The organism is Leptospirales bacterium, assembly GCA_019694655.1.
GTDB lineage: Bacteria > Spirochaetota > Leptospiria > Leptospirales > Leptonemataceae > SSF53.
Map to the genome: position 1 here is coordinate 169,570 of JAIBBN010000002.1, position 24,928 is coordinate 194,497.

Sequence of the window (24,928 nt, forward strand, 5' to 3'; positions counted from 1 at the left end):
GGGAGCCGGAGGTCACGGAGCGCGGGGGCGGCTCCTTTTATACTCCTTCCCAAATCGGGCGATTCAATAGTTATGAAACTATCGTTATTGACTCGATCCCATACAAATGGGAGCCCAGCGGTGGTGGGTACTATCATGCATTAGTGGGGGGTAAGAAGTTGACCGTCGCCATGACCGCCAGTGAAGGCATGGTAGTTCACGTTCGTGATCCCGTGTCGGGAAGAAGTCTCCATCGCTTTTCTGAGAAGAGCCTGGTGGAGCGTAGAGCTGAGCTGCAAACGATCATTGCCGCGATTGACGACGGTCTGCGGACGATGCCTCCAGGAGATTCTCCGGATTTGCCCTTCGATGTCGCGGACGCTGTGCGTACCATGGAGACAGCACGGCGGCAGTATCAGAAAGAATTGGACAATGCTGGGTTTATATTGGGCCGATTGTCCGGCATAGGTCAGGATTTTGGCGATTCGGGCGGGGGTGGCGTGGGGCAGGGACGACCTTCAGCTAGTGAGAACATCTTAGACAAAATAAGGGAATTCCTGTTGAGTTTCGGCCAAGAAGCCAGTAATCAGCAAGCGCAAGTCTCTCGAGGGGAGTATGCCGGCGTTGGCAGGCTCAGTGAGCACGAAGAAAGCGGCGGACGCGGGACGAGGGTCATAAGCGGTACTCGACGCGCCGACGGAAGTCAAATATGTCCGCCACCCGAAAGGGACCGCGGAGGTTGCAGCTACGGCCGATGGCAAATTGCATCGAAAACTGGTACGATGAATATGTTCTTAGCCTGGTTAGTGGATAATGGTGGAAAGACGTTTGCTGAGAAGCTTTACGCTGCCGGAGGCAACCATGCGGCAATTGCCGGCGATGCATCTTTCATCGCCGCATGGGAGACGCTTGCGAAGGATATGAATTTTCAGGCGCTTGAGCGATCGTTTATCGCTGCGACTCAATACAAACCGGCGCTGAAGAAGGTGCTGCTGTCGGTTCCAGATCTTCTGGAGCGCGATCCGGTCTTACAGGATGTGATTTGGTCGCTCGGTGTACAGCATGGCCCAGCCAGCCCGGAGGTCATTTTCTACCAGGCGATCGTCAATCCGGACCGGTCCGACAGAACCAGGAGCGGCAGGTACCGGCCGTTGACAGCTTCAGAAAGAGAGGCTTTGAAGGCGGCGGTGGCCGATTTAAGCGACAAAGAGCTCATTGAAAAAGTGTACGCACTGCGAGCTCAGCGTTGGCCAGCGCATCGCGCCCGCTACGCTCGGGAGCTTGCAGGCGCGTTGGCCGCATTGGAGGATTGAGATGAAGGTAACTAGAAACACTTATTGGGCAGCTTTCATTCTTATTGTGGTCTTGATGGTTCGTTGCAATAGCGCTGACCCTGAACGCATACTTTCTGCCGCAAAACAGGGTGATCTGCCGACGGTTCGTAAGGCTATAGAACGAGGCTTTGATGTCAATACTCGCATTCGCGGCCACGAGAGCTTGCTAGATACTGCTGCGATGAACGGGCATGTGGAGCTGGTTCGCTACCTGCTTGAGAGTGGGGCCAATCCAAATGTAGCGGACAGAGGGGGCTGGACGGCGCTCCATTTTGGTGTGAATTGCACCGAGGGTGAACGGGAAACAAGGGAGATCGTCAGCTTGCTTTTGCAGCGCGGCGCCAATGTGAATGCACAGGACTCGACTGGATTCACGCCTCTCATGTACGCCGCAACAAAGATGGACGGCGAGCTGGTGCGAATGCTACTGCGCGGCGGGGCGGACCCAAATATCAAGAATTCTGTCGGGATGACTGCAAGAGAACTGGCTGAACTTCCGCAGTATAATATAGCAGATGTGGTGGAAGCTTTTGATTTCGGTAACGAACCGGCGACGGACCAAGGCAAAAACTAACTGATGCGACAAGCTTGAGATTGTCCCTGCCGGAGGTGCGGGAGCGGCAAACGACTACGAGTATCAGTCCTTGTTCGAATTCTCGTGGAAGTCCAAACGGTAAACGTCAGCGAAGTTGTCGCCACCTGAAAAGGAGCGACAGAGATCAGGCCAGTGCAGATCGCCGGTTGCTGGCGACATCAATTCCGCCATACGCAACCGCTCGGGCCCTGGACGAGGCCGAGGATTTCCTGGATGATTACGCCCAGCCGATGAGCAGTATTGTTGGCATCGGCGGCGTGGTTGGCGTAGATGATCAGTGGTCGCTGCCGCCAGATTGGGAGCCCGAGCAACCAGCAGACGAACCGGAGACGGCAGACAGCGCGCCGGGCGGGGAGCCAGGCGAGGCGCCGGAGGATGGCGATCCTGACGCTGGGGAACCGGAGGTCACGGAGCGCGGGCCACGGCGAATTCCGTCTGCAACAATCGATAGATTGCAGGGCCTGCTTCAAGGCGACCTGAATGAAGAAAATGCGAGACAGGTCCTTGCCACGCTTCGCTCCTGGAGCAATGGATCGCCTCAGCCAAGCTTGACGGAGCTTTTCCGCGAGTCAGCCACGAAGCTAAATATTTCTGCTGCTGCGCTATCAGAGAAGCTTGATGCGCTCCTTCTACAAGCCACTACAATTTCGCGATCGCAATCCGGGCCGGATCAATCCGCCACCAACAAAGTCGTTCAAAAAATCTGGGAGGCCCGGCTTCAATCAAACTTCAGTGGCGCCCTTGATTTTCTCGCCGCAGATTTGCGCGGAGAAGAAACCAATTTAGAAGATGGCGCGCGACGGGGACTGGAAGCCTTTAAGGCGGCGGCGGCATTGGGCGGCAATGGAGAAACTGCAAATCGCCTGTGGCAGGCGCTTGGAGCGCGAGACGGCCAAACATTGATCAATATGTTTGAATCGGCCAGCCTCCAGGACCGTCGCGAGCTGGCCCCCACGATCCAAAATATTTTGAAAAGGAACTTCGAGATAGCGCCAGACCATATGGTAGAATTTGGACGGAACCTTGCAAACCGCGACGATTTTACGCCACTGCAGGCAAGGAAGCTATTGGAAATTGCCCAGGCCGCCCCGTCTCTGCAGCTGCAGAGTATCCTTAAGAATATGAGCGAAGATTCATTGAAAAGCTTCACGGAAGCGCTGACGCAGGAGGATTCGCAACAGAACCCGGGTGCTAATGCTCTAAAGAGACTGAATGAAGAGAGGCTGATTGCTCAGGGCCGCGCCGCGCGCTTTCCGGCGAGCGGCGGCTGGCAAAAGCTCTCGCAAGATTTGACAGCCAGGTTTGGGACGGTTATTTCTGCTAAGCGAATCCAATTTGCAAACCGAAATATTCCCGAACGAAATGCACGGGCCGGGCAATTGGTCATGCTTCCGAAGGTGACTGAAGACGAACTGCAGTGGGTTCGCGATCGGGAATCTTTTAACTGGAACCCCACGGCGGCTGCCGTCGCGCCGCCGCTCATCATTGAAGAGAACACCCCTCTCAACGACGCACAGCCGCTATTTAACTTGACCGGCCAATTTCGCGAGGCACACAGGAATAATCCCCGCTATGCTACGCCCACCGACCAGGACATCTATGAATTTACCGAACAGCTGCAAAGGGAGGACAGCCGTTACACGGATGATTTTATGGAACTGGTCCGCGCCATGCTACAAAAGGAATCAACATGGAAACAGTACGATGGCCCCCCCGACGTTACATATCAGAATGTATATCAGGGCTTTTGGGATAAACACGATATCGGCATTGGCCAGCTGAATTATCATTCGCAAGCTAGTCACATCGATTTTCTGCGCGCTGCGGTTGATTGGAGATACAATGTGAGCGAAGCTGTAAAATTCCTGTACTATCAGTGGTCCAGAGCGCAGGGATTTCCTGAACCCCCGGGTGGTTGGACAGTCCAGAACCGCCAGCGTGCTGCTTATGCAGCTTACAACGGCGGCGATGGGGCTCTGCGGCGTCCGTGGAAAAAAGAGGACTCAAGAGATAGGGATTTTTTCTCGCAGCTCAAGAATAGACAATGGACAAACCATTGCCGCGGGATAGCGGGGTGTGGCCAGTGAGCAAGCACGGACAGGGTAGGCGGCCAGCGTTGCCGCACAATCGCGGCGTTGCGGCGCTTTTTGCCATTCTTGTGTCGTTCTTGCCTGGTCTGATTTTCGGACGCTGCGAACAACCGATCGACTACAGGTCGGACGTCTTGCGCGAAACCGACATTGACGCAGGGCTTCCCCTGCAATCTAATCCCCCCGATAATTTTGGGCCAGTGCGCTTTCGTGATGGGCGCATCTACAAACTGGATCTGAAGTCGCCATTGCACAGAGGCGGCGACTACATTGTGGGCGATCTTCAGATTTTTGAACCGCATATAAAGAACGAGAGGCTCGAGTTCAGGCTCGTGGCGGCGCGCGCGCCTACTGCTGCTGAGCGGCACTGGGTGGAGGAGATGGGACCGGGTCCTGTATTTCTCCGGTCAGCCGAAGAAATGGAGGTATTCTGGGATAAGGAACGGATGCGTCCCTTCCTGGCGCACGCGGCGCCTGGCGTTGTACCGTACTTTGGAATTATCCTGGACCTGAATAGCGACGGCTTGCAAGACTTCATCGGATACTATGGCTACCCGGAAGCGGCGGCGATTTCACCGGGCGCCAACAAGTTTGTTATGGTGCTTGGCGGGCGCAGCCCGCAGCAAAATGAGGTTCTTATCGAGCGAATGGTCGTTCTTTCCAGCCTTCGCGACGCAGGCATCCTGCAGGTCAAGGGCGCCGCCGGCGATTGTGGTTACTTGATCACGACTTTCCCAGGTGATGGTACACCGTATCCCTTTCTCGACGAGATTCATGTTTATTGCCTGCCAAAAACAGCGGGCGGCGGCGATGCTTCTGGCGTGAATAGCGATACCCGCGAGCAGTAGTTGGCTGCGCCAAAGTTATGCTCCGCGAGTGAAGAGATCGCGGGAAGCGCTGCTGAACGGAGCAAACCGGCTCGTTTTTGTTCTGAGGTTTTACTCTTTGTTCCGCTTTGATTTTTCAATCAAGCGCGCGCGCAGCAGACTCTGCAGCGGACGCTCGAAGGCGTGGTAGCTGGCCAATGATAGCGTCAGCAGCACGGCAAAAAATGCAGCGAAAAAGAACGGCGAGCTGAAGGCATTTTCGCTTATTGCCAGGGCGCGCCATAGCAGCAGAAATCCAAGTTGCAATGGGAAATGAAGTAAGTAAGAAGAATAAGAAATGTCGCCCAGAAAGCGCAGCCGTTTTCCCAGAGCGCCGCGCCTGGCTTCAATCAGGGCCAGCCCAAGTATGGTTAGTGGAAATATACAAAGTACCGGCAGGAGTCCGCACAGCGCGCGCAGCGCCAGCAGCTGCTGCTCAGAATAGGCCTGCCAGCGGCCCCAGACGCCCGTAAGATCCAGGCGCATTTCCAGTATGACCAGGATCCACAGGGCGATACAAAGCCCTCCCAGAACCAGAGATGGAAGCGCCCGCCGCCAGTTTCTGGCGCGCAGATAAAATAGGAAGCACAGTCCTCCAATCAAAAAAGCCAGCAGGCCTCGAAAAAGGGCGGCCTCAATGTACCGGGCGCTCAGGATCAGCAGCGCAAAGGCCAGCAAAGTCGCCAGGCCGCGCCTCAATTTTGCCGCGCCATAGAGTCGTGCGAAAAGGTAAAAGAATACATAGAGCAAAATTTCGATCGACACGGACCAAACGGGGGCGTTGAAAGAAAAACCCTTCTGCAGACCCCAGTGCGAAGCAAAGAAGAGATGCAAAACAAAATGATACCAATCGTTATAGGAGTAAATCAAGCTGGCCCCGGTTAACAGGACGGCAACTGACTGCAGGCCTGCGGTGAGCAGCAACGTAAGCAAATGCAGGGGATAAAGCCTGGAGAAGCGCAATACTGCGAAAGAATAAGCCGAAAGCGCTCCGCTGGCAATCTTCTGCGAATAGAGCCAGAAAAACACAAAGCCGGAAATCATGAAAAAAAGATCTACGGCCAAAAAGCCGTGATGAAAAAAAAGAAAAAGAAAATCATAAAAAGGAAGCCTGTCGATCTGCAGCTGGCTGTCCGGTCCCAGGGGCGGAATGAAATGCTGCCAGTGATAGACCGCCACACTGAGCGCGGCCACGCCGCGCAGTGCATCCAGAGAGTAGAAACGAGCGGGGATGGAATTGGCTGGCGGTGGCGGTCTCATCGATTGCTTGCTTCGCAAATCCTGGCTGCATTCTTACTTTGTTAGTTCCACATAAGTATTCAGTCCTATTTGCTCTCCGCGCGAATCGAGATCTTGTAATTCGCGGTGAGCGGACTTTCCAAATTCGATGGCAAAATTTGCCAGGCGAAAGCCGGCAGCCTTAGCCATCAGTTGGAGTTCGGCTCGCGCCGGGAAATGCTTGTGTTCAAACAAGTCGTAGGACTCATAGGCGCCGCGAGCAAAGGTCTCAAAATTTGGCTGATTGTAGTGCCGCTCAATCACCCCCTCGAGGCCTGGAAAAGAAAGCCGCAGCACGCCGTCCGCGGCCAGGCAGCGGGCCGCCTCAACCAGGAAGTTGAGCTGCTGCTTCTGGTCCAGATGCTCGAGGAAATCCTCCGCAAAGGCAAAGTCAAAACTGCCGTCGTCAAAGGGGTGTGCGCCGCTGAGATCCACGGACAGTTGGAAGGGCTCGCGCTCCAGCTTACTCTGCGGATAGAAATCAACGTTCAACCAGCCGGACAGCAGCCGCTGCCCGGCGCCGTAGTGGATCTTGCGCGCAGGCGCCGGCAGGCGCGAGGGCTGCGGCCGTGAATTGGGCCGCTGCACCTTGCTGAGCACGTACCCGAAGCGATAGAGTACGGACAGGATGGCGCGCTTCAGCATCCAGCAAGCGTTGCAACGCGGTTCTCTGCGTCAATTTGCTTTACGCATCGCAAGCTGGTCGATGATAGAAGACAGGCTCACGGTCTGCAAATACGCTGCGAATGCTTACATCGCCAGCAGGGCCAATCCGAACACGCCGCTTATCAGCAGAATGAGCAAGACAGGCGCCAGCCAGACAAGCGCCGCCTGTCCGCCGGACATTGATCGTTGCGCGTGCAGCGCCTTGATGACTACATAGCCCTCGCCAGCAAAAGCCAGGCACAAAAATAGCATACTGGCCGCCAGCCGTAGCACCGAAAACTGTAAAGCGGAATACGGAATCAGAAGGGCAAGCAACTGTAGCAGGCCGCCGGCAATGGCATAGGGGATCGCCGCCCAGGCGCTGATCAGAACCAGTCCAGCGAGGCCTGCGGACCCGCTCTGCAGTCTGGCCATAAGTGCGCGCAGCAAGCCCGCCAGACCGGCAAAAATCAGCCAGTAGACCGGCAACGCCAGATGACGAAATGGCGAGAAGGCATAGAGCACTGCAGTCTCCGGAGAACCGCTGATTGCGCCTACTCGCGCCCATTCGCTGGCAGCCTGGCTGAGTGCAGCCGAATTCACCAGCGCAAGCACAGTCTGCAGCAGACCCATAAAAAACGCAACGCCGGCCAGAGCTACTGGACCGCTGAACCACGGCGCAGGTCTGGCAAAATAGTTGGCCGGGCGCAGCAGGGCAGCTGGAGTAAGATCGGCAAGGCTTAGTTTCATCTGGTTCCTGACAGTTCGGTTGGCTTACGCTCGGTTACTGGTTTGAACGCAGGGCCTCAATTCTTCGGCGCGCCTCAGCTATCTGCTGCTGCATCCCTGGAGGCGCAAGTTGCACAAAACTTTCAAAGCTATGCATCGCCGCCTCCTTCTTTCCCTGACGTTCCTGGACCACGCCCAGGTTGTAGTAAGTGGCATAGGCGCGCGGATCGGCGCGCGTGGCCAGCAAATAGCTTTGTTCCGCCGCTGGCAATTGTTGTTGCCGCTGCAGCAAAACTCCCAGGTTGAAGTGCGCCAGCGCATAGCGCGGGTTCAACTGGATGGCGCGTTCCAGTCGCTGGCGTGCCTCTTCCAGTTTGTTCTGCTCCAGAAGAGCCATGCCTAGATTTGACTCTACTTCCGCATTGCGGCCAGCGGCCGAAGCACGACGCCAGGCCTGTTCTGCGCCGCTGAAGTTCCGCTGCTGAAATTCGAGGGAGCCAATTTGATTCCAGGCTTCCACATAGTTGCCATCGAAGGCCACTGCCTTACGGAAGGCCGCCAGCGCTTGCTCCACCTGGCCGAGACGCACCGATGCAAGGCCAATATTGTAGTGGTAGAGCGGCAGTTCGCGCAATTGCAGAGCTTTTTCAAACATCGCTCTGGCTTCGGCCGAGCGGCCCATGCTCAAATAACAAATGCCAACGTTATTCGGGTATTCAGACTCGCGCGGGTTGGCCGCCGCCGCCGCCTGAAATTCCTGCAGCGCAGCTCCCAGGCTTCCAGCCTGAAAATGTCTGAGGCCGGCCACATTGCGTTGACGCGCTTCAGCCACAGATGATGCGTTCTCCTGCGCCCACAACGGCGCTGCTGCAAGCGCCGCAAGCAGAATGGCCGCGTTCAAGAGAGCGATTGAATGCTTCATATGCACTCCATATCCTGGTTGTTGCTTTGATATAAGCCAATGCTTTTTCCATTTTTGGAAGGCCCGGCAATATCATGCTTGCCCTGAATTTCTGTCAAGAGCCAATCGTGCGATTTGCGGCGGATTCGCATGAACGAGCGTTGGAAACCAGGACCCAAATTGAAGTTTGCGATGATTGCCGTCGCATCGCTGATCTACAGCCTGCCCCTGTTCTTTGCTATTCTCAAATTGCATGCTCGGCCGGCCCGCTGCCTTTCCGGTAACTGCGAGGACGGCCGCGGCCAGATGGAATTTCCCGGAGGCGCAATCTACAGTGGAGGCTTTCGCGAAGGTCGTCCGCACGGCAACGGCAGCGTCATTCTTAAAAACGGCGAACGTTACGAAGGCCAGTGGGTAGAAGGCCGCAAGGAAGGCGCCGGGGTATACACGTACCAGGACGGTTTCATATATCGCGGCCGCTGGACAGACAACCGTCGTCAGGGTCGCGGCGAACTAGAATGGCCGGATGGCACGCGCTACTCCGGCGAGTGGCTAGATGGTCTGATGGATGGTCATGGCGAGCTGTCTCTTCCGGGGTCCATCACGCTCCGCGGAGTCTACCGAAAAGGTCGCCTGGTGGAGGGCAAGGGACTGCTGCGAGGAGAGGACGGTCATCGCTATCTGGGCGATGTTCACGAAGGTCGTCGCAACGGTTTTGGCGTAGAATTTGATGCGCGTGGCGCGGTTGCGAAGGCCGGCATCTGGAAAGATGACGAGCTGGTGCAGGCGGCGCATCCGCCTCCCAGTTTACGATTGAGAAGTCAAGAGAGGAGGCTTTCTCGATGATACGTCCGAATGCAAAAGATTGCTGGCCAGTTTGGGCCTCCGTGCTTGCTGCGACGGCGCTGCTTACCTGCTCGGGCGCGGGCAGAGAGGCTCTCGACGCGAGATACGGCCAGGCGCTGGCCGCCTACGCCGGAGGAGACCAGGCCAAAAGCAAGCTCTTGCTTGAAGAAATCCTGAAAGAAGATTCCGATTATACGCCGGCATTGCTGATGCAGGCAAAGATTCTCTACTATGCTCAAAATATGGATGCGGCCGAGGAGGCTTTCCGCGCCGCGCAGCGGTCGGACTCCAGGAACATAGATGCGATGGTGGGCCTGGCGCGCGTGTTGGCATTGAAGGCGGAAGGTCGCGACGAAGCCTTGGCCCTTATTCAGGATGCGGTCGGTCGCAGTGGCGCCAGCGTGGAAGCCTGGTATGTTAAAGGCCTGGTCCACGAACGGCGCGGCGAGGTTGACCAGGCAATTGCAGCATATCGCGCGGCAGCCAATGAAGGACGTCGGCTGTCGCTGGTGCATTTGCAATTGGGTCAGTTGTACCGGCGCGCAGGATTGCAGGAGCAATCGGAATATGAGCTGAAGCTTGCTGAAGCGTTGAGTCTGGGCGATCCGGCTATGCGCCGCCAGATTGATGCAGCACGGTCGTCAGCCGCGCCATCCTCCGGAGAGGCGCCGCAACAACCAGCGCCGCCGTAGCCTCAGCCGCGCGCTTTTTCCAGCATGGCATCAATCAGCTGATTGACCTCAGCCGGCGGCGCCTGGCCGCGCGTGGCCTTCATCACCTGGCCCACCAGGTGGCCCTTGACACGATCGTTGCCGGCCAGAATCTTCTGTACCGAGTCCTGATTTTCGGCAAAGACCTTCTCGACGATAGCCGGTAAATCGCCGGCGTCCACTGGGCGATAGTTGTACTTATCAACTACCTGGTCCGCATCCAGGTCTTCCTGGTAGATGTGTTCAAAGACCTGCTTGGCCATGCGACCGGTAATGCGACCCTCGTTGAGCAGCTGGATCAGCCGCCCCAGACGCGGCGCAGTGACCTTGAATTCTTCCAGGCGCCAGTCATTCTTGTTGAGTATGCCAAGGACCTCGTCTTTGACCCAGTTGGAGCTCTTCTTTGGATCGCCGGACAGTCGCGTGACTTCTTCGAAATACTCGGCAATCTCTCGCTCGCGGGAAAGGACATCGGCATCGTACTGTGGCAGGGCAAAGTCCTTCATGTAACGCTGCAGACGGGCATCGGGCAGTTCCGGCATCTCGGCGCGGATCTCTTCTACCGTGTCTTCGCTGATGGCAAAGGCCGGCAGATCCGGTTCGGGAAAATAACGGTAGTCCTCGGCGTCCTCTTTGGTGCGCATCAGTCGCGTCTGTCGACGATCGGCATCCCAGAGCACCGTCGACTGGATGACCTTGCCGCCGCTTTCGATGAGCTCAATCTGGCGCTCGATTTCGTAGTCGATGGCGGCGCGCACAGCCTTAAACGAATTCAGATTCTTGATCTCGACGCGCGTGCCAAAGGCCGCATCCGGCCCCCGGCGGACGGAAACATTGGCGTCGCAGCGCAAACTCCCTTCTTCCATGTTCGCATCGGTGACGTCGATCGCGCGCAGCACCTGGCGCAGGCTCTGCAGGTAATAGTAAGCCTCTTCCGAGGAACGAATGTCCGGCTCCGAAACAATCTCCAGCAGCGGCGCCCCGGCGCGATTGAGGTCAACGTAAGACAGGTCCTGGCCGCCGCTGCGGGCGTGCAGCAGTTTGCCGGCGTCTTCTTCCATATGAATGCGATGAATTCGAACCGTACGATCGCCGCCGCTCTCCTTCAAGGCGAAGCTGACTTTGCCGGCGGTGGCGTAGGGCATGTCGTACTGTGAGATCTGATAGCCCTTGGGCAGGTCGGGATAGAAGTAATGCTTGCGATCAAATTTGGTGACGCGGGCGATCTTGCATTCCAGGGCCACGCCGGCCATGATTGCCATGCGCAGTGCGCGCTGATTCAGCGTGGGCAATACCCCGGGCAATCCAAGCGTCACCGGGCCGGCCTGGCTGTTGGCCGGCGCGCCGTAGCTGTAAGGATCTGGCGCAAAGATCTTGGTTTCAGTTTTGAGCTGACAGTGGACCTCAAGTCCAATCACAGGTTCCCAGTTCGCCACCACGACGCTCTCCCTCGCCGGCGGGTCTCGGGCAAGCAGGATTATGGCTGCTATCATCTGCATCGCCAACCAGAAGGGCGGAGTGGGCAAGACCACCAGCGCTGTGCATCTGGCTGCAGGCTTTGCCGCCGCCGGCCGGCGCAGCCTGCTTGTCGATCTGGATGCACAGGGCAATGCCAGTTCCATTTTTCTGGAGACTCCGGCGCCCGCGGAGCGTTCGGCGCTGTCCATTTTCAAGGATCGCGCAACGGTTGAATCGCTGGCCTGGAAGACGCGGCTTCCCGGGCTTGAATTGCTGCCGGCCAATGTCCAGCTGGCGGAAACGGAGGCCTTATTGGCCGGCGCGGTGGACGGTTTCTTTCGCTTCAGCGATGCGCTGGGCGCTGCGCGCGAAATCTATGATCGCATCGTCATCGACTGCCCGCCCAATCTGGGTCAACTGACGGTGAACGCCTTTGTCGCCAGCACACATCTGATCACTCCGCTGCAGACGGCGAAGTTTTCGCTGGATGGCTTGCGGACGATTCTCGATTCCTGCGCCATGGTGCAAAAGCGACTGAACCCGCAGCTGCGCATCCTGGGCGCTCTGGTTACCATGTACAATCCGCGCACGGCTATTGCGCAGGCCATCCTGGATCCGATGGCCGAAAGCGTGTCGATCTTTGCCACACGCATCAGTCGCAGCGTAGCTGTAGAAGAGGCCCACTTGATGCAGCAAACCCTCTATGAATACGATCCGCGCAGCAAGCCTGCGCAGGAATACCTGGCCTTCACTGCAGAGGTAGAGAGTGGCATCGAAAAAGGATAAGCTGATACGCGCCGCTCGTCACCAGGTGGAGGAAAGCGTCGGCAAGAGTCAGACGCCGCCGCCGGCATCGCTTGGCGAGTTTGTGCGCGAGGTCGATGCCAGCCGGCGCGGCGCGGAAGCGTCCGTTCCTCCAGCGGCCGGGTCCAGTCCGTCGCCCCCGGCGCCGGCAGCGGGCAGGGATGCCGCTGCCGAGGCCTTGCCCCCCAGGCCACCGTCGGCCTCCGAAAATTCGATGCGACCAGGGTCAGCGGACAGCGGCGATTCCGCTGAAATTGACTTGCCGCAGAGTGGCGCCCGCAGCGCATTCACAGCAAGCTGGCGCAAAGCGCCGGGGAGATCCATGGCCCGCAGTCGAGAGTCGATCTACAATGTATCCAGCGATATTCGCCTGGACGATTATACCGAGGCCGGCGGCGGCGGGGGCTCGCGCTTTGGCGGGATCTTGCGCTTTGGCGGCGGCGCTGCTGGTCTGGCCGTTCTGATCTACCTGGTCTACTTGCTCTGGGGATGGATCACCGGACCAGATTACCAGTTGGCCATCGCCAATGAACTGATTGATCCGGCGCAGATGGAACAACTGGATGATGAAAAGCATCCGGTCGTCAGCTCTGGCAATCCAGTCTACATTCGCTTTGACTGGGGCGAATCAGCTCTGGAGTCGGACTATTTGAAGATTGATATCTTTCGCGGCGGTCCCGATGGCGAGATGGAAGCCGAGCTTGGTCGGCGGCCGCCAGTCAGTGCACATTACATTTACTTCATGGGTCCCCTGGACGCGGGCGAATATGCCATTCGTGTTACCAACCGGGAAGGGGACACGCTGCGCGAGAAGACCTTTACGGTTCGGTAGCTGCTATGCGTGGCTCGCTACGCTTCGGCGCCGGACGGAAGCTGGCGCTGCTGCTCTCAATCGCCGCCAGCTTTTTCGGATGTAATCCCGCCGATCTTGCGCGGCGGCTGCATGTGCCCGCGCGTCCGCGTTCCGTGCCAGAAAGTGCAACGCTCGATCGCACGCGTATGATCTGGACCGATGTTTCCGCTGAGGGCGAGGTCAAGGTCTTCTTCTACGGAGGGGAGCTGGCCAGCCGCGGTCAGTTGATTGATGGCAAGGCCGAGGGGGAGTGGGAGAGCTTCCTGCGCAACGGGCGCGTTGCCGCACGCGGACGGTATCGCAACGGCCTGCGCGACGGCGTCTGGCAGTACCTGGATGATCAGGGCCGACTGTATCTCACCGTCGAATACCGCTCCGCCCCTCGTCGTCTCTTTGGAATGCTGGCCACGACGGAATATGGCAACGAGAACGGACCGTACCGCCGCTACTTCCCGGACGGCAAAGTGGAAGAGGAAGGTCAGTACTGGTCCGGCTATTACCACGGTCCCGTTCGGCGCTTCCACCGCAATGGTCGACCGGCAATCACCGGCGCGTACGCTAAGGATCAGCCGACCGGCGAGTGGCGCTTCTACTTTCCAGATGGCCGCCTGGAAAGGGTGGAGCACTATCAGAACGGGAAGCTGGAAGGCGCGCTGCAGAACTATTTTCCGGACGGCCGCCTCTACCACGAAACGACCTACCGCCATGGAGTCGAAATCGGTCCCAAACGCATCCAGGCCTACTGAGCGACAGCGGCGATTGCACATTGCTCTGGCTTTGTGCTGGACCGCGCTCTGTACAATGGTCCTGCTGGGCTGGTCAATTCTGTATGCTCCGCCGTATATTAGCTACGGCCTCTGGTCGATACCCATACTGGCGCCCTATCGCTGGTTGCGCGCAAGCCGCTGGCAGGGGCCCTACTTGAAGTTGCAGTGCATACTCTTCAGCACAGTCCTTCTGCTGCGAGCCGGCCTCGAACTCTGGATTCCCATCGCTCGCTGAGCTCCAGGAAACCGGCGCTACGATTGGTCGTACTTCGCTCCGACGGTCGCAAATGGATCGATTTGCCGCTGGGCCTGCGCCACGGCTTCGGTCTGCTGCTGTTGCTGGCGGCGGCTCTTTCCATGGCCGTTGTTGCATCACTGGCCAGCGCCTCCGCCGAGTCGGCTGATGTCAATACGCCCGACGAGGTTCTTCGCAACGGCGGACAGGAGCTGAACGAATATCGACGACAGCTGCTGCAACTGCGCAACCTGCAGCGGTCGATCGCCGCCTTGCAGTTTCCCGAGACCTACAGCGACTACAACCGGCAGCGCGACTGGCTGCGCTCCGATCTAACCGCCTCCTCAACTGCGCAGGTCGCTCTCATTGATGATCGCATGGTAATGATTGAGGCTCGCCTGATGAGCGCCGAGACTCTGCCCTTTGCCGCGTTTTACAACTTCTACCTGCGCAGCTATCCGCACGCCGCGCCGCTGGAGAACGCCCTTCGCATCACTTCCGGATTTGGAATGCGACCAAACCCCTTTGGACGAAGTTCGCTCAACGAAATGCATCGCGGCGTCGATCTTCGCGCTCGTCGCGGGGCGCCAGTGCTCTGCGCCGCCGCCGGCATTGTATCGAGAATCGAATTTCGATCGGACGGCTACGGCAATAACGTTCGTGTGCTGCACAACTCCGGCTACGAGACGATATACGCGCACCTGCAAAGTATATATGTCCATAGAGGTCAGGAGCTGGACCCGGGTCAGCTGATTGGCCTGGCCGGCGCCAGCGGCGCCGCCACCGGGCCCCATCTCCACTACGAGCTGCGTCGTCACGATCAGTCGCTGGACCCGCGTCCTTTTCTGCCGCTCTAGCGGGGAAAGCCGGCGACCGCCGCGATTCAGCGCAGCACTGCTTGCAGGCGGGTGAAAACGGTTTCCGCGTCCAAATCCTTCATGCATCGAAAATGGCGTTGCGGGCAGCGGCGAGCGCCATGCGTGCCGCAGGGGCGACAGGCCAGTCCAGCCAGCTCGACCACGCCGGAATGCTCGCGTAGCGGAGCATAGCCCAGAGCTGGCGTCGTCGGTCCAAAGATTGCCAGAGTAGGAATGCGCGCCGCGCAGCCAAAATGTACGGGCGCCGAGTCGTTTGATACAAGGAATGCGCTTTCGCGCATCAATGCGCTGAGCTCGGGCAGCGAAGTTTCACCGCAGACATTGAAGACTTTGCGGCCGATCCAATCAGGATGACTGAGCCGCAGCTGATCGATACAGAGCTCGGCAATTGCGCGATCCTGTTTGGAGCCTACCAGCAAGACAGGCTTTCGCAGTCTCTCGACGATCAGTCGAATCAAATGAGCAAAGCCCCACGGCGTCCAGCGTTTGGTTTCCCAGACGGAAGAGGGTGCAATCAGCGCCGGCGTCTTGAGGTCAAGGCGCCGCAGCAATTCTCGCGCTCCGCGCTGCGCCGCTTCGTCGACGTGCACTTCCAGCTCTGTTGAAAACTGGCGAGCGCCAGGAATTTCCAGCGCCTCCGCCAGAAAATCCAACAAGCGCACTATCTCCGCCTGCCCTTGTTTGCGCGGCAATCTTCGATTGTAAGCTAGCTTGCTGAAACCTGCTTCAAGATAGCCAACGCGCAGCGGCGCTCCGGAGCGCGCCACTAAGAGCGATGTGCGGTGCGACCGATGCGGCGAAAGCACAACGTCGAAATTTGCCTGGCGGATCATGCGCATGGCGCTGCGCATGCCGGCGATACCACGGTGTTCGCCTGCCTTATCCAGGATCAGCAGCGCGTCGACATGCGGATTGCGTCGCAATATTGCCGCCGCTTCTGGCTTAACCAGAACGCTCAATTTGGCCTCTGGAAAAAAACGCTTGAAGCAAGCAATCATCGGCGTGGTCAATACCACATCGCCAATGAAGGCGGTTTGAATCAGCAATGCGTTGGTTACGTTCATCGGGTAAAGCAGCGCGTCGCCGCGAAGGCTCCAATCAGGGGCGCACGCTCTGGCATCACGCCGACTCGATCCTTGCGCGTGTAGGCTTGCGGTTGACAGTGCTGGATCGATACATACTCCGCGAGATCCTTTCATGGACCGGAGTCACGCTCATCTTTTTGACTGCGATCACACTGTCAATCGCCATGAAAGACGTCATCGGCGATCTGCTTGGCAAGGGCGTAGATCCGGGCAGAATTCTCCTCTTTCTGGGGAATCTGGTGCTGGAAAAGCTCAATTTCACGCTGCCCTTTTCTTGTTTGTTTGGCGGCATCCTTGCCGCCGGCCGCCTCTCTGCCGATTCCGAAATCACCGCCATGCGCGCGGCCGGCGTGAGTTTTCCAAGGATCTACGTCAACTTTCTGTTTTGCGGAGTATTGTCGCTGCTGTTGCTCTTGTGGATGGGCGCTTTCATTGGTCCGGCCAGCGCTCGTTCCCGCGAAGATTTCCAGAACTGGCTGAAGACCTACCACAGTCTGAGCATGGTGCAAACCGGTCGATTTGTCGGCGGCGCGGGCATCGAAACTGGCTCCTTTGACGGCCAGGATATCTATGCTGAACGTCGCGATGGCGATCGTTTGATCAACGTCCAGATCCGCCGCTGGCATAGCCAGATGGATCATGCCATTCAGGTTCAGGTGCTGGGCGCGAGCATTCCAATCGGAAAGGGCTATCTCACTCAGATCATTCAGGCGCACAGCGGCGAGCTGCTGTCGCGACGGCGTAATGATGGAACGCTGGAAAAGATCATACGCCTTGAGCGCGGCTTCAGCATCGAGCAAGATGAAGAACAGCGGACTATTCAGATTACGCGCTTTGAAAATGGCAGTATGGATTACGTAATTCCGCCGCCGCCGGAACAACTCGGTCGAATCGATGTACGGCCGGACAATTTTACTTTGCCGGAGCTTTTGCAGCAAATCGAACAATTTGACAATGGCGGATACAAGATCAATCCGCTGGCAATCCTTGGCGCTCTGGCCCCGCAGGTGAGGGAAGGCGAAGGCCTTGCCGGCCTTGGCGGCGCCGGAGGGCTGCCGCCTGGCGTGCCAGAATCGATTGAGCTGCCTTCCATCAATCGAATGGAAGAAATATCAGAGCAGATGCGCTGGCAAATGATGTTGCCTCCGGATAAGATGCGTCTGCCGCCCGAGCTGGAATCCGTGCCGCCGGAAATGCGTCAGAGCTTTGCTTTGATGCTTACAACTTTTATCGATGATGCCAAAAAGACGCAGGCGCGGTTTGCTTACGAAGTGCAAAATCGCCTGGCGATGCCGGTAGCCTGTCTGCTGTTCTTTTTTGTTTCCTTTCCGCTTGGGCTGACCGCAAAGCGAGCAGGCAAAGGAATGGGAGTGGTTCAGGCGCTGGTAATTTTTTTCAGTTACTTTGGACTGAGCGCCCAGGCGGCGACACAGGCCTACTCTGGAAAGCTTTCGGCAGTGGCCGCAGGCTGGCTGCCGGTACTGGCGCTCCTTACTTTCGCGCTCTATGTAACCGGTCGAAAGACAGATGGTTACAGTCCGCTCTACTTTCTGACGCGGCCCTTTCGCCGCGCTCTGGGGTGGCTCCTGTCGCCGCTGAGCAGACAGCTTGAGCCGGACCGCCCGCTGGGTCGGCGCTGGCTTGCGATTCGGCGCAGTCCAACGGCGCTTCGATGGCAGAATGAATTTGAGGTGCGTAAGGAACAGCTGCTGCTGTGGCTGGAAGAGCGGTATACAAAACTGCGCAATCGTCTGGGCGCCGGCGCTTCGGCCTGATCCGACGCTCCGGCATTTCGCTTGCAATTTGCAGGGTGCGGCCTTGAGAATGGCGCCCCCCGCTTGAAAGCTGGCGCGGATTGAAGAATCATGCAAATTGCACGCATCTACCACATCAGTAGCCAGCGCAGTCTTCCGGTTGAGGTTGGCATCCGCGGCGGCATGCAAATCGAATCGATGGCCATTGCGCCAGAGGATCTTGCCGGTCTTCGTCCAAAGCCGGACGAGCTCAGCTTGTTGCTGGTTGAAATGGAAGCCGGCGCCGAACTGTCGACCATGAAGTCGGTGTCCAGCCGAAGCGATCTCAACGATCTTCCCAAGCTGCTGCTTTGTCCTGCCAGTTCGTACCGGAGCATTCTTAGCGCAGCGGCGCTGAGCCCCCGGACCTACCTGCTGGACGATAGCGTACGTCCCGAACACCTGCGCCTGACAATCGAACTCCTGCTGGGTCAGGAGCATTATCGTTTCAGTGTTCGCCAGCTGGCCAATGAAGCGCGCAACCAACGCGGCGCCTTTGAAAATGTGCTGGAGATGGCCCGCCGGGAGCTGCAATCGGCGCGCGAAGAGCACGGAGCGCTGCGCGCATTGCTGGAATACGAAGCGCAGGCCGAGCGCTTTCATCATGGACTGCAGGAGGCCCTGGAGCAGGCCAACAGCCTGCGGGATCGTGAGCTGGTCTCGTTGAAGGGTCAGCTGGAGGCCTCTGAGCGACTCAGCCAGTTTCGGGATCAGGAATTGCGTGAGGCCAGGTCGGTGGCCAACGCCACGGAGGCGGCCCTGGACCTCAGTCGTGAAGAAAGCCTGGAGCGTGAGAAGCTTATCACGGCTCTCGACCGATTGCGCTCGCTGACCGATCGAGAGCTGATGGACCTGGTTCGCGAAAACGAGTTGCTTCGACAGAAGCTTGGGCTGCCGGCGCGTCAGGCCTGAGCGGCTCTCGGCGCCCAAGAAGATTGCTTGCCAGCCTTGTGGATTATGTCACCTGATGCGTGTGGGACAGCCCCAGGGCAGCGGGCGGCGCCAGCGGCGTGCCCGAAGATCTCGGCGATTAGCGGTTGGAGGCATTCTGGCTGCGGGGCTGGCTATTCTTGCGCTGCTGGCGCTCGGCCTCGGCGGCCTTGCCGCTCAGGAAGTGCCTCGTTTTCGGATTCGGGAGGAGCGGGCGCGCGAACTTTTTGTCAAGGCGCTGTCCTTCTACCATGGCCAGCAGTATGTTGCGGCGCGCGAGTTTCTCTACAAGTCTCTGGATGTCCAGCCACAGTTTCACCTGGCGCGTCGCTATCTGGGAGACGCTTACTACTATTCCGGCGACTGGAATGCCGCCCTCGAGCAGTGGGAGTTCCTGGACGAACTTTCTCAGGGCGCCTATCCGCTGGTGCGTCAACGCAGCGAGCTATTGCGTTTCTCGCTGAATGAGTATCGCGATCCAGGTCCCTATTCTTTTGTACGCGATTTTCGTCCGCATTCATGGTCCGGACATAGCTTTGCACGGCCTGCAGATGTGGCAATCGATGAACGAAATCGATCTTATCTGCTCTCATTTGAATCGGCCAACATACTGGTTGTCTCTCCCGGCGGAGAAATTGAATCTGAAATACGCGGCCCTTTTTACGATCGCCTGAAAGGTCCGGTCGCAATGCAGTTGTTCGACGGACGACTCTACGTCGCCGACTTCAGCGCCGACCGCATTCGCGTTTTTGACCTTGCCGGCGGCAACGCAGGGGCCTTTGGCGAGCACGGGGTCGGACCGGACGCATTGCTTGGCCCGGCGGGAATTGCAGTCGCCGCCGATGCCATTTATGTTTCCGATTCAGGCAATCATCGCATCCAGAAGTTTGATCATGCCGGTAAACGCCTGCTGACTATCACAACGGACGGCGTCGGCGCTCCGCTGCGAATGCCGCTGGGTCTTGCGGCCAGTTCGGAAGGCGAACTCTACGTTGCCGATCGCGAGGATGGGCGCGTTCTGGTCTACGATCACGAAGGCAACTACCTGGAAACGTTGCAGCACGAAAAAATTCCAGCGCCTGTCGGACTCAGTCTGAGCGGCGACACTTTGATCGTATGCGATGAAAGGAACGGACCGATCTTCTACAATTTGAAAGACCGCGCCTGGACCTGGCCGGAGTCTTCCCGCGACCACGACGACCGACCCTTGCTCTATCGACGCGCCCACGCCGCCCGCGGCGACGCGCTTGGCGGAATGCTGGTTGCGGACTATGATGCAAATCGCTTTGTAATGCTAACCCGCGAGGGATTGCGCATTTCCAATCTGGATATGCGCATCCAGCGCGTTGAGAGCCGCGATTTTCCGAAAATGGGCGTGTTCCTGACGGTGAACAATCGCCTGGGGTCCAATATCCGCGGCCTCGAGCGCAGTGAATTTCGGTTGTTTGAGAACGATCGCCGGATACCAGGCATTCGCGCAGACAATACGGCGCCCTACAACCGTCGTCGCTTGACCGTTCTGGCCGTGGAAAACAGCCCGCAGTTCCAGCAAAACTACTCCGCGCAATTGCCCAATACGCTTCGTCCGCTGCTGGACCCGCTGCGCGTGGCCGACCAAATGACGCTGGTGCGCGCCGGCGAACAGGTGCGCCAGGTCTACCAGGGCCTCGAGCGTCTTCGCATGCTGCGATTGTTACAAAGCGGCGAGACGGCGGAGTCGCCAAATCTTGGCAAGGCGCTGTACGAATCAACCGCCCTTTTGAGCCGCGAGATTGGACCGCGCAGCGTCATCCTGCTGGTTTCCGGCAAACGTATTGAAGGCGCCTTCAATCAGTATTCCCTGCAGCGGATTGGCCAATACGCGAGGGCCAATGGCGTGGCCATTGATGTGATCAGCTTTGAGGGCGAGGCGGATGAAGGCGCACGGCTGCAGACCATCGCCGATTACAGCGATCTGGCGCGCGCAACCGGCGGTCGTTATTACCGCGGTTTTGACGAGTCGGCTCTAAGCGCGATTGACGAGATCTTGCGCAAACGAATTGATCAACGCTATATTCTTACTTATCGTTCGGCGATGGAGGCCAGCCTCTCCGGGCGCTACGTGGATATTCGCGTAGAGGCCTCCTTTCAAGATTCGGCGGGCCTGGCCGATTCTGGATACATCATCCCGGAGCGACCGCAATGAGTCCAATCCGTCTGGCGCCATTACTTTTGATTGCTCTGCTAAGCGTACCGCTGCAAGGTGAAACGGCCCAGAGTGCGCTGCGGTTGATGCAGGACGGCGAGCGCGCCCTGTCAGCGGGCGATTTTCGCTCCGCGCTTTACAGCTTCCGCCAGGCCATCGAACGCAATCCGGCCTCGGCCCGCGCTCAGGCCGGCGCCGGTCAGGCCTGTCTGGGTCTTGGACAGAACGAACGCGCTCGGGAGCATCTGGCGCAGGCTGTGCAGCTTGCGCCAGGCGATCTCAATTCCAGGATCCGACTGGCCGAGGCGCATATTCGCCTGGGCGAGCTGGCGCCGGCTGAGAAACAATTGATGGAGGTGCGCAAACGCGACCCTTCCAATATCGAAAACAACTATTCTCTGGGATTGCTCTATCGAGCGCGCGGCGCAGCGACCCTGGCCGAGTCCTTCTTTCAACGCACGTTACGGCTTTCGCCGGCCCATGCCGGCGCGATGACCGGGTTGGCGATGGTCTACGCGGATCGCGGCCGCCTTGGCGAGGCGCAAAGGCTGCTGGACCGCGCCAGACAGATCAATCCGGGATTGCCGGCCATACCGGCTGCCGAGGGACGCTTGCGCCTGGCAGAGGCCGAAGGGAGTAACGATGGCGCGGAGCGTCGTCGTCTGCTGCAAATGGCCCACGAGGCATTTCAAACCGCTGCGCGTCTTGCTCCCGAAGACCCGGCGCTGCAACGTCAGCTGGCGGACCTTGAGCTTCAGCTGGGCGACTCCGAGCAGGCATTGCAACGACTGGATAACAGCGTCGGCCAGTCCGCAGACGCATTGTACGCAGCAGCCGTGGTTGAGCTTGCCGCAGGACGCGCGACGGAGGCTGTGGAGAAGCTGCAGCGCGCCCTTGGCCGCGACCCGGGCCATCTGCTTGCCGGATTTACGCTGGAGGAGGCGGCGCTGGCCAATCCCGATTTCTTCCCGCCACAGCATCCATTACGTCGCGAGCTGGCCAGACGTCGCGTGGCCCGCGCCGAAAGGTCGCGCGCTTTGCGACGTCTGGATCTCGTTCAGGCACACGTACGACGTGCGCTGGCGCTGGACCCCATGGATGAACGCGCCCTGCGCGAGCAGCTTGAGCAATTTCGTCGCCAGGGGAACTACGAGCGTTTTGTGCAATCACTGGAGAGATTGCGTCGGCTTCGACCTGAGGATGCGGGCGTCCGCGGCCGATTGGAGGCGGCCCTGTCCGATCGCAGACGATACCTTTCCTACCGCAGCGGACTCCTGGCCCGCGAGCTGGAACCAGAACGAGGCAACTATTCGCGCACTCCGCGTCGGATCTACGTTTTTGATTTCACTCCTAAGGAAAGCTTTCCTTCGCTTCCAGACGCCGGTCTGCGCATAGCCAGCGCCATTCTGTTCGAGCTTGGGCGAGATGCCCGAGCCATGGCCGCACCGGCTTCTTTTCGTTCAGCGGTGCGAGCGCTTGCCGAAATGCAGGGCTTGAGTTCGGGACCAGCCGGCGTACTCTATCGTCCGGAGCGAACATCGCTAATAGAAGAGATTGAGGAGCGAAGTTCGCAGCACGTGGATTATATTGTGCATGGCGCCTACCAGCGTTCGGGAGGCGATGCGATCCGCCTGCAGGTTGAACTGATCGAAAAGGCCTCAGGCGCCCGCGTGAGCGGTTTCGCGTTGCAGCAAAGCGGCCGCGACGCACTGACAGAATTGGCTTCGCTATGTTCACGACGCATTGTGGATGCCATAGTGCTGCGCGCTGTTATCGTGCGCAATGATCCTGGCTCGATCTACCTCAACGTGGGGAGCGTCGATGGGGCGGCAGCCAACCAGCAATTCAATGTAATGCGCAATGGGCGTCAGCTTGGCCGCATCAAGCTTGTCGAAGTATCTGCCTATTTGAGCCGCGCCGTTTCCGTACAGGGCGACGCCGAACAGTACGAAAATGGAGATCTTTCCGTTCCGGCGCCTCCTTCTCAAAATTGACGGTCGACTTGAATATCAAATTCAACTTCGCTTTTATTGCCGGCCAGATCGCTGGCCTCGACGCGCAGTCGATTGGCGCCGGCCTTCCAGTCCAGATCGCCCAGATTGTAAAGGTTATGCTGGAAGACCTGGTCAAAGGATCGTTTCCCGCCAAGCAGCCAGCCGTCCGCGCTCAGCCGTAGTTCATCAAAGCGCATACTCCGACGGGTTTCTTCGTTCAGCTGCCAGCTAAGCGCAAACACACCGCGGCGCGTAAAGGGCTCCAGTCCTGGATCGATGATTGTAATCAGGATCGGATAGCGACGCGTCAGTCGGATGTGCTCGGTTCGTCCATGCGACACCAGCGTCGTACCATTGGGTGTTACGATGGCAATTTGTCCGATGATCGGCGCATTCCTGTCGGCGGCGGACGGCAACAACTGCAGGGGATTGAGCATACGCTGGCCCCAGTCCGCGGCGATAAAGAAATGAAGGTGCGGACCGCCGCTGTGTCCGGTATTGCCGGTCCGCCCCAGCACTGTTTGCGGCTGAACCGTTCCGCTGCGTTGCGGCGGCTGTTCCGGGTCGCGCAGGTGGAAGTAGCCGCTCCAGTAGCCGCCGCCATGGTCCAGGATAACAGCATTGCCCGGACCCGGTTCGGAGCGAAAGGGGCTATCGCCGCGGTAGCGCGTAAACAGGATGCGGCCGGCGGCAACCGGATGCACTGGATCACCCTGGCCTGCTATGTCCAGGCCGCTGTGGAAGCGGTCATTGCGCGATTCGCCAAAGGTCGAAGTCAGACCGCGCAGTTCGGGATATTCGCCCTTGATCAGCGGCCAACGGAATCGAGGCGCTTGCTGCGCCCCGACGGAGAGCGAAAAGCCCAGAAGCGTTGCCAGTCCTGCCGCCGACCGCAGCACAACGGTCCTCCTAAAAAGTCCTGGACAGCGACCTGCGCGCATGAACGACTAGTTGCGGCCGCGCCGGAATCTATACAAGCGGATTTCGGCAGGCAACCCAGGCGAGCCGTCAGCAGTGTCCGAGGCCGAAGAAGAAGCTGCAGAAGCAGCGCGCGAAGTAGGCGAGTTGGTTGCGCATTGCGGCCAGGGCGACCGTGCGGCGCTGCGGACCTTCTTTGACCGCTTTGCCGAAGACATCTACAATTTCCCGATCAAGGTTTTTCATCTCGACCAGGACGCCGGTTCCGATTTTTTTCTGTATGCATTCGAACGCCTCAAGGATGGCGGTCGGTTCCGCTCCTTTCAGGGCCGATCGAGCTTTCGCACGTGGTTCTATACTGTTCTGCGCAACCTGGTGATCGACTGGATGCGAACGATCCGTGAAGTGGACACAGTCAACGTCAGTCGCAGTGATGAACGCGGCAACGAAGTGCGTAGCATCGAGCTGGCGCCCGATCCGCGCAGCCTTGGCGATGACGAGGATCCTTTGCCGGCCGAACTCGGCGAACGGCTTGGCGGCCTGCCCATCGAATTGCGAATCGTTTTTAAGTTGAGTTTTATTTACTATATGGAGCTGCAAGATGACGAGCTGCAGTATGCCCTCTCGCGCAGCGGCTTGAGCCAGACAGATCTGCTGCGTCAGCTTGCGGATTTGCGCCATGAACTGTCGGAGCGAGAGCTGAAGAACCTGGGCGCCGAAGACAAGATTACCTCGCTCTATCTTTCGATTCGTGATCTCAAGCAAAAGAGAGATCGCCTTCTTTCCCAGGCGGATACCGAGCGCGGAAACGACGCGGGCGAACTGGAACGGATTGAACGGTCGATCGGTAAGAAATATGCGCAGCGGGACCGTCTTCTATTGCGAAAAGGCCGGGGACGTTTTATCGTACGAACGCCGTACAAGTTGATCGGACAGCTCCTGAAGCTGCCGGAAGGCTCTGTTTCGGTGCAGATGATGCGCACCCTGGAGCGGTTGCGCGGCGGGCGCGCCGCCATACAGGGCGCATAATTTTCCAGGGCGCCGCAAAAAAGTTA

Annotated in this window: 23 protein-coding genes; 16 read left to right on the forward strand and 7 right to left on the reverse strand. The window is 58.4% G+C overall.

Annotated elements, in window-relative coordinates:
- Positions 1–158: 158 nt before the first annotated feature.
- The 4 genes from K1X75_04025 to K1X75_04040 all read left to right on the forward strand — a co-directional run bounded on the left by K1X75_04025 (position 159) and on the right by K1X75_04040 (position 4,846).
- Positions 159–1,292 (forward strand): hypothetical protein, encoded by a 1,134-nt coding sequence (locus tag K1X75_04025; GenBank protein MBX7057206.1) that lies wholly within the window; start codon positions 159–161, stop codon positions 1,290–1,292.
- A 1-nt stretch (position 1,293) separates the two neighbouring features.
- The gene (locus K1X75_04030) at positions 1,294–1,887 is read left to right on the forward strand and encodes an ankyrin repeat domain-containing protein (GenBank protein MBX7057207.1); all 594 of its coding nucleotides are present in this window, start codon (positions 1,294–1,296) and stop codon (positions 1,885–1,887) included.
- Positions 1,888–2,360: 473 nt separating this feature from the next.
- Positions 2,361–3,995 (forward strand): hypothetical protein, encoded by a 1,635-nt coding sequence (locus K1X75_04035; protein MBX7057208.1) that lies wholly within the window; start codon positions 2,361–2,363, stop codon positions 3,993–3,995.
- Complete coding sequence (locus tag K1X75_04040; protein MBX7057209.1) at positions 3,992–4,846, forward strand: hypothetical protein; 855 nt, start codon at positions 3,992–3,994, stop codon at positions 4,844–4,846. The genes K1X75_04035 and K1X75_04040 overlap by 4 nt, the downstream gene beginning before the upstream one ends.
- Positions 4,847–4,936: 90 nt before the next feature.
- Here K1X75_04040 and K1X75_04045 read toward each other — a convergent pair whose 3' ends face one another.
- The 4 genes from K1X75_04045 to K1X75_04060 form a co-directional block, all read right to left on the reverse strand.
- Positions 4,937–6,124, reverse strand: coding sequence for an acyltransferase (locus K1X75_04045; protein ID MBX7057210.1), 1,188 nt, complete (start codon positions 6,122–6,124; stop codon positions 4,937–4,939).
- Between the two features lie 33 nt (positions 6,125–6,157).
- On the reverse strand, positions 6,158–6,787 hold the full coding sequence (locus K1X75_04050) for a methyltransferase domain-containing protein (protein MBX7057211.1): 630 nt from the start codon (positions 6,785–6,787) through the stop codon (positions 6,158–6,160).
- A 105-nt stretch (positions 6,788–6,892) separates the two neighbouring features.
- The gene (locus K1X75_04055; protein ID MBX7057212.1) at positions 6,893–7,537 is read right to left on the reverse strand and encodes a hypothetical protein; all 645 of its coding nucleotides are present in this window, start codon (positions 7,535–7,537) and stop codon (positions 6,893–6,895) included.
- A gap of 34 nt (positions 7,538–7,571) precedes the next feature.
- Positions 7,572–8,438, reverse strand: coding sequence for a tetratricopeptide repeat protein (locus K1X75_04060; protein ID MBX7057213.1), 867 nt, complete (start codon positions 8,436–8,438; stop codon positions 7,572–7,574).
- A gap of 129 nt (positions 8,439–8,567) precedes the next feature.
- On the opposite strand from K1X75_04060, the gene K1X75_04065 reads away from it, so the two are divergent.
- Both K1X75_04065 and K1X75_04070 read left to right on the forward strand, forming a co-directional pair.
- Complete coding sequence (locus tag K1X75_04065) at positions 8,568–9,263, forward strand: hypothetical protein (GenBank protein ID MBX7057214.1); 696 nt, start codon at positions 8,568–8,570, stop codon at positions 9,261–9,263.
- Entirely contained in the window at positions 9,260–9,955 is a 696-nt protein-coding gene (locus K1X75_04070) for a tetratricopeptide repeat protein (GenBank protein MBX7057215.1), read from the forward strand. Before K1X75_04065 ends, K1X75_04070 begins: the two co-directional genes overlap by 4 nt.
- A 2-nt stretch (positions 9,956–9,957) precedes the next feature.
- On the opposite strand, the gene gatB is transcribed toward K1X75_04070, so the two are convergent.
- A complete protein-coding gene (gene gatB / locus K1X75_04075; protein ID MBX7057216.1) occupies positions 9,958–11,409 on the reverse strand; it encodes an Asp-tRNA(Asn)/Glu-tRNA(Gln) amidotransferase subunit GatB in 1,452 nt (483 codons plus the stop codon).
- Between the two features lie 43 nt (positions 11,410–11,452).
- On the opposite strand from gatB, the gene K1X75_04080 reads away from it, so the two are divergent.
- The 5 genes from K1X75_04080 to K1X75_04100 are packed head-to-tail and all read left to right on the forward strand — an operon-like array spanning position 11,453 to position 14,947.
- Positions 11,453–12,217: a ParA family protein gene (locus tag K1X75_04080; protein MBX7057217.1), complete on the forward strand. Its 765-nt coding sequence runs from the start codon at positions 11,453–11,455 to the stop codon at positions 12,215–12,217.
- Complete coding sequence (locus K1X75_04085; GenBank protein MBX7057218.1) at positions 12,198–13,067, forward strand: hypothetical protein; 870 nt, start codon at positions 12,198–12,200, stop codon at positions 13,065–13,067. Before K1X75_04080 ends, K1X75_04085 begins: the two co-directional genes overlap by 20 nt.
- A 5-nt stretch (positions 13,068–13,072) precedes the next feature.
- Positions 13,073–13,834: a hypothetical protein gene (locus tag K1X75_04090; GenBank protein ID MBX7057219.1), complete on the forward strand. Its 762-nt coding sequence runs from the start codon at positions 13,073–13,075 to the stop codon at positions 13,832–13,834.
- 13 nt (positions 13,835–13,847) lie between these two features.
- Positions 13,848–14,090, forward strand: a complete 243-nt coding sequence (locus K1X75_04095) for a hypothetical protein (protein MBX7057220.1) — start codon at positions 13,848–13,850, stop codon at positions 14,088–14,090.
- A 23-nt stretch (positions 14,091–14,113) separates the two neighbouring features.
- The gene (locus tag K1X75_04100) at positions 14,114–14,947 is read left to right on the forward strand and encodes a M23 family metallopeptidase (protein ID MBX7057221.1); all 834 of its coding nucleotides are present in this window, start codon (positions 14,114–14,116) and stop codon (positions 14,945–14,947) included.
- 26 nt (positions 14,948–14,973) lie between these two features.
- Here the strand turns inward: K1X75_04100 and K1X75_04105 are convergent, their stop codons facing one another.
- The gene (locus tag K1X75_04105) at positions 14,974–16,032 is read right to left on the reverse strand and encodes a glycosyltransferase family 9 protein (GenBank protein ID MBX7057222.1); all 1,059 of its coding nucleotides are present in this window, start codon (positions 16,030–16,032) and stop codon (positions 14,974–14,976) included.
- On the opposite strand from K1X75_04105, the gene K1X75_04110 reads away from it, so the two are divergent.
- The 4 genes from K1X75_04110 to K1X75_04125 all read left to right on the forward strand — a co-directional run bounded on the left by K1X75_04110 (position 16,014) and on the right by K1X75_04125 (position 22,955).
- Positions 16,014–17,828, forward strand: coding sequence for an LptF/LptG family permease (locus K1X75_04110; protein MBX7057223.1), 1,815 nt, complete (start codon positions 16,014–16,016; stop codon positions 17,826–17,828). The two genes, K1X75_04105 and K1X75_04110, sit on opposite strands and share 19 nt — an antisense overlap.
- Before the next feature lie 90 nt (positions 17,829–17,918).
- Positions 17,919–18,758: a hypothetical protein gene (locus K1X75_04115; GenBank protein MBX7057224.1), complete on the forward strand. Its 840-nt coding sequence runs from the start codon at positions 17,919–17,921 to the stop codon at positions 18,756–18,758.
- A 202-nt stretch (positions 18,759–18,960) separates the two neighbouring features.
- A complete protein-coding gene (locus K1X75_04120; GenBank protein MBX7057225.1) occupies positions 18,961–20,961 on the forward strand; it encodes an NHL repeat-containing protein in 2,001 nt (666 codons plus the stop codon).
- Entirely contained in the window at positions 20,958–22,955 is a 1,998-nt protein-coding gene (locus tag K1X75_04125; protein ID MBX7057226.1) for a tetratricopeptide repeat protein, read from the forward strand. The genes K1X75_04120 and K1X75_04125 overlap by 4 nt, the downstream gene beginning before the upstream one ends.
- Here the strand turns inward: K1X75_04125 and K1X75_04130 are convergent.
- A complete protein-coding gene (locus tag K1X75_04130) occupies positions 22,946–23,854 on the reverse strand; it encodes a M23 family metallopeptidase (protein ID MBX7057227.1) in 909 nt (302 codons plus the stop codon). The two genes, K1X75_04125 and K1X75_04130, sit on opposite strands and share 10 nt — an antisense overlap.
- A gap of 115 nt (positions 23,855–23,969) precedes the next feature.
- Here K1X75_04130 and K1X75_04135 point away from each other — a divergent pair, with 115 nt between their 5' ends.
- Positions 23,970–24,902 carry a sigma-70 family RNA polymerase sigma factor gene (locus K1X75_04135; GenBank protein ID MBX7057228.1) on the forward strand — a complete coding sequence of 311 codons (933 nt, stop codon included), beginning with the start codon at positions 23,970–23,972 and terminating at the stop codon, positions 24,900–24,902.
- The last annotated feature ends 26 nt before the right edge of the window (positions 24,903–24,928 follow it).